The following is a 14022-nucleotide window of genomic DNA, read 5'->3' on the forward strand; positions in this document are numbered from 1 at the left end:
GCTTATTTTATCTTGTGACATTTCACATACCTGAAATGCTCATAAAAAAGGAGCGTTCAACGCTCCTTTTACTGAAATGAATTAATACTTTTATTATTTTTCTTGCAAGCTCAATGTTCTTACTTGCTCAGAAGCAGGTTTCACTGGTCGACCTTGGAAATAAACGTTCACTTGAGTTAAACCGTTTGTTAATACTGTGAATGGTGATTTACCTGTGAAAGTATGATTAGCGCCAGCATCAATTGTTTGCATCGTTGATTTACCAGAGGCATCAATCACACACACCGTTTGCTTGGTCTTAGTAACTACATAAACAAAGTTACCTGGCTTGGTTGGATCAACTACTGTGTAGCTAGTTGGTGAGGCATCAGGCTTAGGACATGCAGCATCAACAGGTGCCGCTGCAGTGGTTGCTGCAGGTAGTGCTTCTGGTTTTGCTTCCTCAACAACCTGCTCTTGTGCCACCTCTGTCTTTGGTGGCTCAGGTGTTGGGCTGACCAACTCAATGATGTTGTCTTTGGTGATATATAAACCTAACAATACCAATGCCACCAATGCAAATGCGCCAGCACGTTTGCCAGACTCGATCTTGGCTTGCTGTGATTTACCTGAATCACCAGATTTAATATTTTCTAAATTAACCTTCTCAACCTTCTCTGCAACTGGCAAGGTTTTTTGTACCGGTGCAGGTGGCACATCATCTGGCAACTCTTGTTGCTGAGTCACAGGTTCATCTGCTGGAGTGTCAAATATCAGATTCTTTTGCTTGATGGCATCACCATCTGGATGAACCAATACGCGTGACTCATCTAGCTCTAATAACTTGGCGATTTTCTTAGCAACTGTGACCTTGTGAGCTTCAGAATAAAAACTGCTGATGCCACCCTCTTCTAGCTCAATGATGTGCTTTTTTGATAAGCATGCCTTGTGTGCCAGATCTTCTGGTTTGTAGCGCATTTTTTCGCGCGCAGCTTTGAGCACCTTTCCTTGGATTTCAGGAAGGATTTCTAATTTGTTTTTTGAACCTGCTGCCATTTTGTCTCCAAGGCAATCTTTTTAAATAATAGCGTTACTTTAGCATTGATTTAAATTCTTATAAGAAACATGCATTTATCTATAAGAATCATGATGAAACCTTCACCAAAGCTAGAAAACGGACTAAATCCTGCAATGAATCTGCCTGCATTTTTTCCATTACCCGTGATTTATGCACCTTAATGGTGGCATCCGTTGTTCCCAAACAAACTGCAATATCTTTGTTCATCAAGCCATCAACTAGAAGCGCACAAACCTGTTTTTCGCGTGGGGTAAGAGATTCATACCGTTGCGTCACCGTCATACTCTGAGTTGTGACCTTGAATACTTCTTTGTCTTTTTCAATTGCGGAGGCAATCGCCTTTAATAAGTCATCTAGGTTAAATGGCTTAAATAAGAAATCTATTGCACCCTGCTTCATCGCAATCACAATCTCGTGCGGCAAGGACTCGCCAGAAATAAAGATGATGGGGGTATTTCTACCTAATTCATTTAAACGCTTTTGTAGTTCAGTGCCAGTCATGGTCGGCATACGCATATCTAAAAGTATGGCTGCAGGTGATACTGGAATTGATTGTTCAATAAAGTCTTCTGGGCGCTCAAACACATTGACGGTGTAACCGCAATTGATCAACATCCTTGAGAGTGAACTCCTCATGGATGCATCATCATCAATCACGTATATGTGTCCCAAATCACTCAAAATTAACTTAGTTCCTTAGATGTAGATTTTTACTTGTATTTGATATTAGTTACATTTGTTATATTGGGCTATTAGCCTAAAGGCTAACATTTCATAAAAAAAGGCAGCCAAATCAAGGGCTGCCTTTATCACTGAGTTAATTCATTCAGTGCTGGTCTGGCGTCACTTCAAGTGCTACCAAGAATCTAGAGACCATGTTGTAGGTCGCAATGACCCCGACTAATTCAACTAATCGAGTGTTACCTAACTGCTCTTGTAAACGCTTCATCAAAGAGCGATCCACTTCAATCGACTTTGTCATTTGAATGGTGAGATCCAAGGCGTCTTGCTCAAGCGCTGTAAACAGACCTTGAGGCATAAGCTGTTGGCCCAAAGAGCGCAAGGCATTAACTTGCGCTTCAGTACCGCCCGCTTTAATGAATATCGGTGAATGATGCAAGAACTCATAGTCAGCACGATTAAGCACTGCTACACCACACATGGCTAGTTCACGTAACTTGAGGTCCAAGCTGAGATGACTTCTCACCTCACCTAAGAAAGCATTCCACCCTCTTGAGAACGGAGTGCTATGCAAAAGCATGCGATCTAGATTAATGAGTTCACCACCGCGTCTTTGACGGATGGCCGCCACCAAATCCGCTGGCTCTTGCAAGTCCAGCGGTTGGTAAGGCACAAGACGCTCGGTCATTAATTTGTCGCTTTGATGTTGTTAGCTTTAACAAAGACTCCCCATGAATCAATTTGCTTGTTCACAAATTCTTGAGCAGGCTTAGGACCTAAACTCAAAATTTCAATGCCTTGTGATTTCAAGCGAGTTGATACATCAGGATTTTTCAAAGCTTTTGCTACTTCCTCATGCATGCGATTGATGATGGCTGGTGGTGTTTTTGCCGGAGCAATCACAGCCCACCATGCAGGAGCTTCAAAGTTAGGATAACCACTCTCTGCAACTGTTGGCACGTTTGGCATGTCTGCCGAACGCTTTTTAGTTGTTACTGCCAATGGCACGATACCGCCTGCATCCACGTGAGGTTTAACTAAGAATAAAGATCCCACTGCTAGTGGCACGTGACCTGCTAAAGCATCTTGCATCAGTGGGCCACCGCCACGATAAGGGATGTGTGTCCAATCAAATTTAGCTTCTTTGGCTAACATGGCCATCGCTAGGTGACCTAAGCTACCTGTACCAATAGAGCCATAGCTATTTGGTTTTTTAGCTTTTGAGTCATCAATCAGTTGTTTGAAACTAGTAATACCTGAATTTTTGCTAGCCGTTAGAACCATCGGCGCAGTGCCAATCATGGTCACTGTGGCCAAGTCAGTTTTAGTGTTGTACGACAACTTCTCAATCATGTTCTCGTTAACACCATGAGTGTCAAACACCACACCAAAGGTGTAACCATCAGGTTGTGCTCTTGCGATGGCAGCAGTACCAATAGATCCTGAAGCACCACCAATGTTTTCAACAATCACACTTTGCTTTAACTGATTTTGTAATGTTGGCGCCAAGATACGTGCCACTTGATCAACAGACCCCCCTGGTGGGAATACTGCAATTAATTTGATAACTTTTTGGCTTGGCCAATCGTTGTTTTGAGCTTGAACCGCTCCAGAAATACACAAAGCTGAAATCAGCCCTGCTAATAGCTTAGCTTTCATACTGTCTCCTTTAATAGTGCCCGGCCTTTTTGGCTCTGTGACGACATAAATATCCCACACTCCTATAATGATTGCAATTAGAAAATCTACAAATATATGGAGACTGCGCTATGCGCAAAAAGATCATTGTTCTCGATGACTACGAAAACTCATACGAAAAGCTATCCAATTGGTCCAATATCAAGGGTTTGGCAGATGTGGAGATTTTTAATGAGCCTATATATGGCGACAAACTCCTAGAAACCCTCAAACAAGCAAACGCCTTGGTGTTAATGCGTGACCGCACACCACTACCAGCCAGTCTGATTGCGCAGCTATCCCATCTTGAGTACGTGGTTTTTACAGGTACTCGCAACTTAGCTTTGGATGCCGCGGCACTGAAAGAAAGAAATATCCCAATTAGTCATACTGAATGGGGGCCTTCCAAAGACAGTACCGCCGAACTAACTTGGGCACTGATTTTAGGGCTGCATAAACGCCTGGTAGAGCAAAACCAACTACTAAGCAAACACGCCTGGCGCAACGAGCATTCTTTATTGCCGGTTCTAAAGGGTCGCACCTTAGGCTTAATTGGTCTTGGTGAAATCGGTGGCCGTGTGGCTAAAGTTGCTTTGGCCTTTGGCATGAAGGTCATCACTTGGAGTCCAAATATGACTGCCGAGAGAGCAGCCGCAGTGGGTGCACAAGCAACGTCTTTGGTTGAGTTGCTGCAACAAGCCGATATTGTTTCTTTGCATCTTGTGGCCAGTGCCACAACCAAAGGTTTGCTCAATCAAGAGAAACTAGCTTTGATGAAAAAAGATGCTTTGTTAATCAATACATCGCGCTCAACCTTGGTGGATACATCTGCGCTTGTAGCTGCTCTTAATGATCGATTAATTGGTGGAGCTGCGATTGATGTGTTTGATGCCGAACCATTGGCTGAGAATCACCCTTTACGCACCACACCCAATACGTTACTAACACCTCACTTAGGTTTTGTGGCTCAGCCCGTGTTTGAGAGCTTTACTCAGGGCGTGGTGGAATGCTTAGAGGCTTGGTTAAATGGCCAACCAGTTATCCGCCCTTTGCCTTGGTTGCGGCAACCCCAGAAGAGCACTTGAAAAGGTGTGCCCCTTCTGTGGTTCCTCAGAAATGCCAGAAGTTCCTAAGAAACTGGCTGGCATTTACACACTCAACCTAGAACATCAACTTCCAACTGTTGATCAAGCGATTGAAAAATTCGATCGCACTTTAGAAGAGTTATCCGATACAGCCATGCGTGTGGTGAAAGTAATCCATGGTTATGGTTCAGGGGGTAAAGGTGGTCGTATTAAAGAGGCGGTTCGCCAAGAATTGATTTATCAACGCCGCAGTCATTTGATTGACTCTTTTTACGCAGGTGAAGATTTAGTGCCTGGTAAAGAAACTTATCAAGAACTCATGAAACGTCACCCGACTTTAAAGAGCATTTTGACCAAAGATATTTTTGGTAATGCAGGCATTACTTTGATTGTTTTAAAACGATGAGCACAGTACAAACTTGCCCAAAATGCAGCACCACTTTTACATGTGGTGTGGCACAAGGTCAGAGTCATTGTTGGTGCATGGATTTACCAACAATTCCAAAAGAAATCATCAGCCAAGAAATCTCCAAAACTGGCGGAGATGCTGAGGGCTGTTTGTGCCCTGCTTGCCTAAAAGCACTGGCTAAAGCTGCCAAACTGATCACTGACTGAATACTCAGTCAGTTATTCAGAGCGACTGCATACCCACTCTCTGCGTTGCCACTCACCTGGTTTTTCAGCAAAAACCATCCAAATTACCAAACCGCTAATAACTGACCAAACTGGGTTAGAAATCAATGTTTTCATCGTGATGCTCCTTTAGACTCCATTAAATACAAGGCCTTAGCCATATACTGTATAAATATACAGTATTTTAGAAATAAGTCAAATAATTTAATAAAAAGATGAAAAAAGCCCAGAAATAGCCAAATCATGATTCGGTCAAACAATGGGTTTATCCTATTGCCTACAGGGGAAAAGACGTATGACAACAACAGAAATGATCTTTGATGGGCTGGTCTGGTTGATCGGTGGTTTGGTGGTGGTTTATATGAGCAAACGCTATTGGGTGATGTTTCGCCAGCGCAATAACCCCTCTTCTGGCGGTTGCAATGACCAAAGTTCATGCTCATCTTGCCCTAGCAAAAAACAATCAGCAGAGGAGTCACGATGAACGTATCTTTAATTAATCAAAGATCTTGGCTTAAGTTGTCACACGTTCTGGTGGCACTGGTCTTCTTTATTGGGATGAATACCTCATTTGCACAAGCCGATGTACCAGAAAGTAAGAACTATCAAGGTATTCAGTACATCACTGGCGGCATTGGTAGCGAAGAATCCGAAGCGATGTTGGAACTGGGTAAAAAATGGCCCTTGGTATTGGAGTTTTCTCAAGCACATCCACAAAGACCTTTGTGGGTCGCCGATGTGACGGTAAAAATCATCGATCAAAAGAAAAAAGTGGTGTTTGATGTCATGAGTGATGGCCCGATCTTATTGATAGATTTAGCACCTGGTAACTATGAGCTACAACTGTCATTCGAAGGCAAACCACTGAAGCGCACAGTCAAGCTAGAAGAGAACAAACCCCTTAAGCTCTCTATCACCTGGCCTATCTAAATCTTAAGACTTGGCATGCGATCAGCCTTCATAGATAACCTCAAGGGAGTCTCGTGCATCCTGATCATGCTCCATCATTTGGCTTTTTACGGCCCGATGTCCGATGTGGCAATGGCTGTGATACCGGGAGTGATTGATTTTTTCTTTGTTTATGGCCGCATGGCTGTCGCAGTATTTTTAGTGATTGGTGGATTTTTAACAGGCCAAAAACTGTTTGAACAAAATGTCTTTGCTCATAAGAGCGTGTTTCAGTTAATTTGGCATAAGTACCAACGCTTGGTCATCCCTTACCTAGCAGCCATCATCCTCGCAATCATTTGTTCGTTTATAGCAAGCCAATGGATGCAACATGCATCCATTTCTGCAATGCCAGAGCCAGAACAATTAATCAGTCACTTGTTCTTTCTACAAAATTTACTTGGCTATGAATCACTCTCAGCAGGTCTTTGGTATGTGGCCATGGATTTTCAGTTATTTGCCGTAACAGCTTTGGCACTTTTCTTAATCGATACGATCCTACCGACTCATTGGTCTTATCAGCGCACACAATTAATTGGTGTACTGATCGTAACGTTGATAACGCTGGCTTCATTGTTCATTTTTAACTTGGACGATAGTTACGACACCACATTTTTGTATTTCTATGTGGCATATGGTCTAGGGATATTGGCTGCAAGAATTGCTCAAACACAGTCAAAAATGTTTTTGTTATTTTTGCTATCAGACTTCTTGCTGTTTGCCTTGTACCTCGATTTTAGAGGTCGAGTATTAATTGCTGGCGTGACTGCTGCTGTGCTTTGTTTGAGCTATCAGAGCTGGTGGGTCAACTCTAAAATTTGGATGAATCCACTCGCCAAGCTAGGTCGCATGTCGTATTCGATTTTCTTAGTGCACTTCCCTATTTCTTTAGTTGTTAGCAGTATTTGGGTACAACTCTATCCAGAGAACCCATGGCTAAATGTTGTTGGCATGGTCACAGCTGCCCTACTAAGTTTGTTAGTTGCGATTCCTTTTTATCAATTCATAGAGAAGCGTTAACCACTGCGCCGTTGTGGCAATTATTTTTGTCTAGTCATTTGCTTATAAAAACTATAAACTCTTTGTCCAGTAACTTGAGGAGTAAAAATGACCAGCATGATGTTTAGCAGTGCCGAATATATCCGCGAACTTAGAACAAGCGGCTTTAGCCAAGAGCAGTCAGAAACAATATCAAAGGGTGTGGAAAACATAAGGGAAGATATGAATCAACTTGCCACCAAAGAGGATTTAAGAGAACTCAAAGATGATGTCAAAGAACTTAGGAAAGAAACTCAAAGTTTACGAAAAGAGCTTCATGAAGGCATCAACGGAGTACGCACAGAGCTACATGAAAATATCAATGGACTGCGCACAGAGCTACATGAAAATATCAACGGATTACGCACAGAGCTACGTGAAAGTATCAGTGGATTACGTACAGAGTTCAAAACTGAATTCAAAAATTTTAAAGATGAAATCTTCGCTAGAATGGATGAATACAATGAAAATATTCTTCATCGCTGGATTTCCCAATCATCCATCTTAATCATGACGGCAACTGCCGTGATCATTGGCACGATTGCATTTATGCATCGATAACTAGTTTAACCAGCCCTGTTTCCAATCCGATCCATTGGTGAGCAATCGCCAGTGGATTGTTTTTTGTCTTTTCGTCATAACCGCCTCAAGCACCACTTGCTCAACTGGCAAACCCTCTTCCTCAGGCTCAATGACCTTCACCACCAAAAAATGCTTTTCTTTATTGATGGGGTGAACAGCTGTCCACTTGGTCAGAAGTAATTTCTTAGGGTGGATAGAATTTTTCACCGGGATTAATTTAGTACTTTAATTTTTTCGTAGCTCATAAGATACTGCAGTCATGAAATCATTATTACAAGAAACCAAGGTGATTGCAGTGGTGGGGCTTTCTGATAAGCCATCACGCCCCTCTTATGACGTGTCTCGCTATATGCAAGCACATGGCTATAAGATCATTCCAGTCAATCCCTCTTGTACTGAGATATTGGGTGAAAAGTGCTACCCAGACTTAAAGAGTATTCCAGTGCCAGTTGATATGGTGAATGTCTTCAGAAAATCTGAAGATTGCTTGCCTGTAGCAAAAGATGCTGTCGCGATTGGTGCTAAGTCACTATGGCTGCAACTAGGCGTGATCAATGATGAGGCTCATGACTATGCTCAAGCACATGGCCTAGAAGTGGTGATGGATAAGTGCTTGAAGATTGAACACATGATCAACAGTCGCTAAAGCCCCTCTCAGCAAAAAAGATCGTTCTGCATTAAGCTAGGTAGCATGACAAAAAACTATGGCATTACTGCTAGTGAAATCACTCCTCAAGAGGTATTTGAAAAGCGCCGCCAATTAATCAAATTGGCAGCTGTTGGAGCATTTGGTATAGCCAATGCAGAGGTGTTTAGCAGACATGCTTTTGCACAAAACAACAGACTTGCTGCAACTGCCAATCCAAAATACTTTTTAAGCGATAAACCTACTAGCTATAAAGACGTTACAAGCTATAACAATTTTTATGAGTTCGGTACAGATAAGACTGATCCTGCTCGCAATGCCCACACCCTCAAAATCAGACCATGGACAGTGAGTGTAGAAGGACTAGTCAATAAACCCAAGGTGTGGGACATCGACAACTTAATTAAATTAGCACCTCTAGAAGAACGGGTTTATCGCCTTCGCTGCGTAGAAGGTTGGTCGATGGTGATTCCATGGATTGGCTACTCATTAGCCAACTTGATCAAGGCCGCTGAGCCACAAGGTTCAGCCAAGTATGTAGAGTTCATTAGCTTGGCAGACCCAAAACAAATGCCGGGAGTTAATAACCGTGTTTTAGATTGGCCCTATACCGAGGGGTTACGCCTTGATGAGGCCATGAATGATTTAACACTTCTAACATTTGGTTTGTATGGCGAAATACTTCCAAAACAAAATGGCGCACCAGTGCGCCTGGTTGTTCCTTGGAAGTACGGTTTTAAGAGTGCCAAATCAATTGTGAAAATACGTATCACCGATAAAGAGCCAGCCACCAGTTGGAAAGTATCAGCACCTTATGAATACGGCTTTTACTCCAATGTGAACCCTGCTGTGAACCACCCCCGCTGGAGTCAAGCAACAGAAAGACGCATTGGCGCAGAAGGCGGTATCTTCGCTCCCAAGATTAAAACCTTGCCATTTAATGGTTACGCAGAGCAAGTGGCGCACTTGTATAAAGACATGGATTTGCGTAAGTTTTTCTAAACCATGAATCTAGTCATCATCGGTTTAGGCTTATTACCATTACTAAGACTTGTGATCCTTGGCTACCAAGATGATCTAACAGCCAACCCAATTGAATTTATCACCAGATCCACTGGTACATGGGCCTTGGTGTTCTTGTGCATCACCCTATCCATCACACCGCTACGAAAAATCAGCGGTTGGTCAAATTTAATCAAGTACCGACGTACTTGTGGCCTGATGGTATTTTTCTATGCCTGCATACATTTTTCAATTTGGTTTTGGTTAGATCATGATTGGAGCATCACTGAGATGCTAAGAGATGTCGTGAAACGACCATTCATCACCATGGGCTTTAGTGCATTTGTTTTACTAATTCCACTAGCACTGACATCCAATCGTTGGGCGGTTCAACAATTAAAAAGATCATGGAGCAAATTGCATCGCTTGGTCTATGTGATTGCTGTACTAGTCATACTTCATTACTTCTGGCACAAATCTGGCAAAAATGATTTCCAAACAGTGAGCATTTATGCCTTCGTCATTGGTTCACTATTACTGTATAGGTTAAAGAAATGAAAATCACTTCATCAAATACTTTGACTTCAATCAACAGCGTAGTAAGTGCTGTAGGTACTATCGGCGCCATAACAATCCTCACTTGCGTAACGCAAACCACTGCATACGCACAAGTGCTTGCTAATGAGACAACCACTCGTATTGGTCATTTAGAGTGGGACATCCATGAGGTCACCATTGGTACGGTTAAAAAATATGCTAGCGCCACAGGCTTTGTGAGCTCAGGCGAAAAAGAAGGCGGTAGCTTCATCTACGAAGCTGGTTGGACCAGAAAGAAAGATTGGACTTGGCGCACACCCTTTGGCGTAGCTGCTAAAGACAATGAACCTGCTGTGCACCTCAACTTTTATGAAGCTAAGGCAATTTGTGCATTCTTTGGCAAAAGGCTACCAACCGACTCCGAATGGACCACCGCAGCTTTTACAGAGCAACGAACTTCTCCTACACAGCCATTTATTAAGGGCAAAAAATACACTTACGCCAACGGTGACACCCCCAAGCATTCGCATTGTTTGAATGGCTGTGCAGGCTTAAAAGGAACAGCACCTGAGGGATCTCTATGGCGTGGCACAGGTCATGTGCCGGTGATGACCACACAAGCTGGTGTTAATGGTCTATTTGATATGGGTGGCAATGTTTGGGAATGGATTGATACCAAATCTGGCTCAGAGCAAATAACTCGTGGCGCCTCTTGGTGGTACGGCCCTGAAAATCAACTCGAATCAAATCTAGCTAGCAAACCGGCAGACACAAAAGTTGCTTATGTAGGTTTTAGATGTGTCAAAGACATCAAATAAAACATTAGACAGCTTTTAAATCATGAAACGCTAGAACAGTTGGCAATAGTTCTAAGTAATTAGAAATTGCATGATCCCCACCCTCTAAGACTAATTGCTTTGTATGGGTGTACTTAGCCACCATCTCTTGCCAATCTAAGACTTCATCACCCTTAGCAGCAATTAAGTAATAACGCTCTGGGCTGGTAATTTGCTGCACATATAAATCATTGAGCTCTTGGATGTGCTCAGGCTTAAAGTGAAAAGCCTCATCACTATGCCAAGCTTTTAAGTCCCCAATGTATCCCTCAAGATCTCTTGCTGGCTCAATCGCAGGATTGAGCAAAGTAACTTTGGACGTGAATTTTTCAGCTAAATAGGTGGCGTAGTAACCACCCAAGGATGAGCCAATAATTGATAACTCATCAAACACTTGCTCTTTAATGTATTGGCTTACCATGGCCATCGCTTCTTTGGGTGAAGGTGGCAGTTGGGGGCAATACCACTCAAGATCTACACCCTGGCCCTTCATACCAAGAATAGCGCGATGCGTGATCTTCGCCTTCATCGAAAATGGCGATGATCTAAAACCGTGTAAATAAACTATTAAGTGCATAAAAAAGATTAGACTACATCCTAGCTATTGATATCAAAAATAATTAGTTAAATCTATTCAACACTTAAGTCATGCCTAAAGTTCCTGAGATCTGCCCTTGCCAAAATGCCAAGTATGCAAATTGTTGCGGAATTTATCACGCTGGCAAAACTGCTGAAAATTCAGAAAAACTAATGCGTTCAAGATACAGCGCTTATGTTTTAGAACTCGAGGATTACTTATTAAAGACCTGGCATCACAGCACCCGCCCAACTGAGCCCTTGTTTGATGGGCAAAAAACCCAGTGGCTTGAGTTAAAAGTCAAAAACCATCAGCCCCTTCAAGATCAAACCACGGCCACTGTTGAATTTGTAGCCATCTATAAAATTAATGGCAAAGCACACCGCTTACATGAAATCAGTCGCTTCGTTCGGGAAGACAATCAGTGGTTTTATGTCGATGGTGACTTCCCAGAGATAAAATAGCGCCATGAACGAACAAGAAATTCTGCAAAAAATGCGAGCAGTCTTCAAAGACTGCCAAAAGCTCGCTGTTTTATTGGTGCAACAACACCCATCAACCCACCGCGGGTTTGTGGCTGATATGCAATTTGCTAGCACTTATGGTTCTTTTTTAGGTGAAATCAAAGTCAATCACGGCATCGATCTTGAAAAGGATTCGATTGCACAACGCCTGGTAGATGCTCTTTCAAAAACGGACTCTCACACCATTGGTCTTATTCGTGAAGAGATCTATGCAGCATTAGATCAAATGCAAGCAGAACAATACGCGAGCTATATCTTTTTAACTTGCTTCCCAAGTATCTATAAAGCAATGACAGAAAAGTAAGAGTACCCTCTTACTTTTTCCAAGTAGTTGTTTCAACTCTTCTTGAGTCGGTCCAATACTTCTGCATTTCTAAGAATAAGAATGATGCAGACCAGGTGATTAATAAAAGCCCTGTCAGAGCTTCAATACCAGTGAGATATCGCACATAACCTTGCGCCACAATATCTCCATACCCTACCGTTGTGAAGGTAATAAACGATAGGTAGATGTAATCCAAGAACTCCCCATTAAATTGACCCGTACCAACCAATTGGCCCATACCGTCAAATTTGAGGGTGAAGTAATAGCCAATACCAAATAACCAAATCTCAACAATGTGAGTTAAGAAAATAACTCCCACACCAACTAGCACTCTAAAACGAGATGGTAAGTGCGCAATCCTAGGTAGCTTTTTATCCATCCAAAATAACACTTCGTAATGGATCAAAATCGCCAAAATCACTAGCAAGGTATTTAATGCAAAGGCAAAAGTTAAGTACATGTGTTTCTTCTAAAAAGTAGCCTAGAGTATCAAGGAAAGATGCTTTTAAGCCAAATTATCTAAATTTGTGCCAATTTGATACATATGGCAATTTTATTACTTGAGCTAGGTCAAATGTAGCCTAGAAAGCCATATCTTAAATGGTTGTTTCGATTAACAATTATTACTAGCTATCTATTTAATTAATCGGAGAGAATATCGTGAAAAAGACGCTCATGACTTTGGCTATCGCTGCCCTAGCAACTAGTGCATATGCAGATAATCATAACAACCCAGAAATGCTAAAAATCGCTACCAACGCTGGCTGTATGACTTGTCACCAAGTTGAGCCAAGAACTGACGGTAAGCTACCAATTGGTCCAGCATGGAAAGACGTTTCTAAGAAATATGCTGGCAAGAAAGATGCTGCAGCTGTTTTGACTAAAGAAGTGATGAACGGTACTAACCTATACGACTCACACTGGAAAGGCAAAGTTAGCGGCGTTGCAATGCCACCTAACGCAGTTGCTATCAAAGAACCAGATGCTAAGAAATTAGTTGCTTGGATCTTGTCTTTGAAATAATCAACAAAGCTTCCAACAAAAATGGCCAGTGAATCACTGGCCATTTTTTATTTGAGAATTTGATATAGGTTAAATATATAAATTCAAGAAACTGACACAGGTCAAAATCATTTTTTACATCTAGTTCTATTCTTTAAACGTCGATATGACAGTTATAGATAGAAAGTAAAAAAATGAAAAAGACTTTATTAAGCACATTAATTTTGGCAACTCTAGGCATGGCTTCTGCCGTTGCCTCAGCTCAAGAAAACCCATGGATGGTGCGTGCTCGTGCCGTTAGCGTAGAGTGGGCAAACAAAGATACAGCTGGTGCAGCTGGCGTTTGGGCAAAAGATAAAACAATTCCAGAAGTGGATATCTCTTACTTCTTTACTAAAAATATCGCGGCAGAATTAGTTTTAACGTATCCACAAAACGTAGACATCTATTCTGGCCCAACAAAACTAGGCCACGTTAAAGCACTACCCCCTAGTTTGCTATTGCAATATCACTTCACAAACTTTGGTCAAGTAAAACCTTATGTTGGCGCAGGCATTAACTTAACTCATTTTGGCAAAAATGATAGTTACGGTGGCCCAGCAGTTGATAAATACAGCGTTGGTTATGCAGCACAAGTCGGCGTTGACTACATGATTGATAAACACTGGGGCGTTAACTTAGATGTTAAATATTTACAAATCGGTACAAATGTAAATGGTATTGGCGAGTTAAGACTTAATCCAGTCACAGCTGGTGTAGGTGTTACATACAAGTTCTAATTTATCTAGCTGATTATTAGAGTATGGGAAGTCGGTGCTTGCACCGACTTTTTTATTTCCGTAAGTCTTTAAATTTCAGTTGCAAAAAAGGAT

Annotated in this window: 23 protein-coding genes; 15 read left to right on the top strand and 8 right to left on the bottom strand. The window is 42.0% G+C overall.

Annotation, left to right across the window (positions count from 1 at the left end):
- Positions 1–93: 93 nt before the first annotated feature.
- From CFR83_RS07080 to CFR83_RS07095, 4 genes are all read right to left on the bottom strand, one after another.
- The gene (locus tag CFR83_RS07080) at positions 94–1035 is read right to left on the bottom strand and encodes a helix-turn-helix domain-containing protein (RefSeq protein ID WP_088813363.1); all 942 of its coding nucleotides are present in this window, start codon (positions 1033–1035) and stop codon (positions 94–96) included.
- An 88-nt stretch (positions 1036–1123) separates the two neighbouring features.
- Positions 1124–1714, bottom strand: a complete 591-nt coding sequence (locus CFR83_RS07085) for a response regulator transcription factor (RefSeq protein ID WP_279304995.1) — start codon at positions 1712–1714, stop codon at positions 1124–1126.
- A 169-nt stretch (positions 1715–1883) separates the two neighbouring features.
- Positions 1884–2426, bottom strand: a complete 543-nt coding sequence (locus CFR83_RS07090) for a carboxymuconolactone decarboxylase family protein (protein WP_088813365.1) — start codon at positions 2424–2426, stop codon at positions 1884–1886.
- A complete protein-coding gene (locus CFR83_RS07095; protein ID WP_088813366.1) occupies positions 2426–3397 on the bottom strand; it encodes a Bug family tripartite tricarboxylate transporter substrate binding protein in 972 nt (323 codons plus the stop codon). Before CFR83_RS07095 ends, CFR83_RS07090 begins: the two co-directional genes overlap by 1 nt.
- Before the next feature lie 110 nt (positions 3398–3507).
- On the opposite strand from CFR83_RS07095, the gene CFR83_RS07100 reads away from it, so the two are divergent.
- From CFR83_RS07100 to CFR83_RS07110, 3 genes are read left to right on the top strand one after another with little or no spacing between them, the layout of a single operon-like run.
- On the top strand, positions 3508–4500 hold the full coding sequence (locus tag CFR83_RS07100) for a D-2-hydroxyacid dehydrogenase family protein (RefSeq protein WP_088813367.1): 993 nt from the start codon (positions 3508–3510) through the stop codon (positions 4498–4500).
- A 31-nt stretch (positions 4501–4531) separates the two neighbouring features.
- Complete coding sequence (locus CFR83_RS07105; RefSeq protein WP_165765062.1) at positions 4532–4906, top strand: Smr/MutS family protein; 375 nt, start codon at positions 4532–4534, stop codon at positions 4904–4906.
- Positions 4903–5115 carry a cysteine-rich CWC family protein gene (locus tag CFR83_RS07110; protein WP_088813369.1) on the top strand — a complete coding sequence of 71 codons (213 nt, stop codon included), beginning with the start codon at positions 4903–4905 and terminating at the stop codon, positions 5113–5115. The genes CFR83_RS07105 and CFR83_RS07110 overlap by 4 nt, the downstream gene beginning before the upstream one ends.
- Positions 5116–5127: 12 nt before the next feature.
- Here CFR83_RS07110 and CFR83_RS08465 read toward each other — a convergent pair whose 3' ends face one another.
- Positions 5128–5250 (bottom strand): hypothetical protein, encoded by a 123-nt coding sequence (locus CFR83_RS08465; RefSeq protein ID WP_279304990.1) that lies wholly within the window; start codon positions 5248–5250, stop codon positions 5128–5130.
- 178 nt (positions 5251–5428) lie between these two features.
- Here CFR83_RS08465 and CFR83_RS07115 point away from each other — a divergent pair, with 178 nt between their 5' ends.
- From CFR83_RS07115 to CFR83_RS07130, 4 genes are all read left to right on the top strand, one after another.
- Positions 5429–5617 carry a hypothetical protein gene (locus CFR83_RS07115; RefSeq protein WP_088813370.1) on the top strand — a complete coding sequence of 63 codons (189 nt, stop codon included), beginning with the start codon at positions 5429–5431 and terminating at the stop codon, positions 5615–5617.
- Positions 5614–6063 carry a peptidase associated/transthyretin-like domain-containing protein gene (locus tag CFR83_RS07120; RefSeq protein WP_088813371.1) on the top strand — a complete coding sequence of 150 codons (450 nt, stop codon included), beginning with the start codon at positions 5614–5616 and terminating at the stop codon, positions 6061–6063. Before CFR83_RS07115 ends, CFR83_RS07120 begins: the two co-directional genes overlap by 4 nt.
- 15 nt (positions 6064–6078) lie before the next feature.
- Complete coding sequence (locus CFR83_RS07125; RefSeq protein WP_088813372.1) at positions 6079–7101, top strand: acyltransferase family protein; 1023 nt, start codon at positions 6079–6081, stop codon at positions 7099–7101.
- Positions 7102–7188: 87 nt separating this feature from the next.
- Entirely contained in the window at positions 7189–7680 is a 492-nt protein-coding gene (locus CFR83_RS07130; protein WP_088813373.1) for a coiled-coil domain-containing protein, read from the top strand.
- Here the strand turns inward: CFR83_RS07130 and CFR83_RS07135 are convergent, their stop codons facing one another.
- On the bottom strand, positions 7681–7908 hold the full coding sequence (locus CFR83_RS07135; protein ID WP_088813374.1) for a TIGR02450 family Trp-rich protein: 228 nt from the start codon (positions 7906–7908) through the stop codon (positions 7681–7683).
- Positions 7909–7960: 52 nt separating this feature from the next.
- On the opposite strand from CFR83_RS07135, the gene CFR83_RS07140 reads away from it, so the two are divergent.
- Genes CFR83_RS07140 through CFR83_RS07155 form a run of 4 tightly spaced genes read left to right on the top strand, consistent with a single transcriptional unit; the run spans position 7961 to position 10704 of the window.
- A complete protein-coding gene (locus CFR83_RS07140) occupies positions 7961–8347 on the top strand; it encodes a CoA-binding protein (RefSeq protein ID WP_088813375.1) in 387 nt (128 codons plus the stop codon).
- A gap of 45 nt (positions 8348–8392) precedes the next feature.
- Positions 8393–9349, top strand: coding sequence for a protein-methionine-sulfoxide reductase catalytic subunit MsrP (msrP, locus tag CFR83_RS07145; RefSeq protein ID WP_088813376.1), 957 nt, complete (start codon positions 8393–8395; stop codon positions 9347–9349).
- 3 nt (positions 9350–9352) lie between these two features.
- Positions 9353–9907 (top strand): protein-methionine-sulfoxide reductase heme-binding subunit MsrQ, encoded by a 555-nt coding sequence (locus tag CFR83_RS07150; RefSeq protein WP_088813377.1) that lies wholly within the window; start codon positions 9353–9355, stop codon positions 9905–9907.
- Positions 9904–10704 (top strand): formylglycine-generating enzyme family protein, encoded by an 801-nt coding sequence (locus tag CFR83_RS07155; protein WP_088813378.1) that lies wholly within the window; start codon positions 9904–9906, stop codon positions 10702–10704. Before CFR83_RS07150 ends, CFR83_RS07155 begins: the two co-directional genes overlap by 4 nt.
- A 4-nt stretch (positions 10705–10708) precedes the next feature.
- Here CFR83_RS07155 and CFR83_RS07160 read toward each other — a convergent pair whose 3' ends face one another.
- Positions 10709–11299, bottom strand: a complete 591-nt coding sequence (locus CFR83_RS07160; RefSeq protein WP_088813379.1) for a YqiA/YcfP family alpha/beta fold hydrolase — start codon at positions 11297–11299, stop codon at positions 10709–10711.
- Positions 11300–11370: 71 nt separating this feature from the next.
- Between CFR83_RS07160 and CFR83_RS07165 the strand changes: the two genes are divergently transcribed.
- Together CFR83_RS07165 and CFR83_RS07170 are read left to right on the top strand one after the other, a co-directional pair.
- Positions 11371–11763, top strand: a complete 393-nt coding sequence (locus CFR83_RS07165) for a YchJ family protein (protein ID WP_088813380.1) — start codon at positions 11371–11373, stop codon at positions 11761–11763.
- Between the two features lie 4 nt (positions 11764–11767).
- Positions 11768–12127: a hypothetical protein gene (locus tag CFR83_RS07170; protein WP_088813381.1), complete on the top strand. Its 360-nt coding sequence runs from the start codon at positions 11768–11770 to the stop codon at positions 12125–12127.
- Between the two features lie 10 nt (positions 12128–12137).
- Here the strand turns inward: CFR83_RS07170 and CFR83_RS07175 are convergent, their stop codons facing one another.
- Positions 12138–12608: a potassium channel family protein gene (locus CFR83_RS07175; protein ID WP_088813382.1), complete on the bottom strand. Its 471-nt coding sequence runs from the start codon at positions 12606–12608 to the stop codon at positions 12138–12140.
- Positions 12609–12808: 200 nt separating this feature from the next.
- On the opposite strand from CFR83_RS07175, the gene CFR83_RS07180 reads away from it, so the two are divergent.
- The gene (locus CFR83_RS07180) at positions 12809–13171 is read left to right on the top strand and encodes a c-type cytochrome (RefSeq protein ID WP_243383411.1); all 363 of its coding nucleotides are present in this window, start codon (positions 12809–12811) and stop codon (positions 13169–13171) included.
- Positions 13172–13344: 173 nt separating this feature from the next.
- Positions 13345–13929: an OmpW/AlkL family protein gene (locus CFR83_RS07185; protein ID WP_088813384.1), complete on the top strand. Its 585-nt coding sequence runs from the start codon at positions 13345–13347 to the stop codon at positions 13927–13929.
- Positions 13930–14022: the final 93 nt, after the last annotated feature.

Origin of the sequence: Polynucleobacter victoriensis (assembly GCF_900187875.1) — a bacterium.
GTDB lineage: Bacteria > Pseudomonadota > Gammaproteobacteria > Burkholderiales > Burkholderiaceae > Polynucleobacter > Polynucleobacter victoriensis.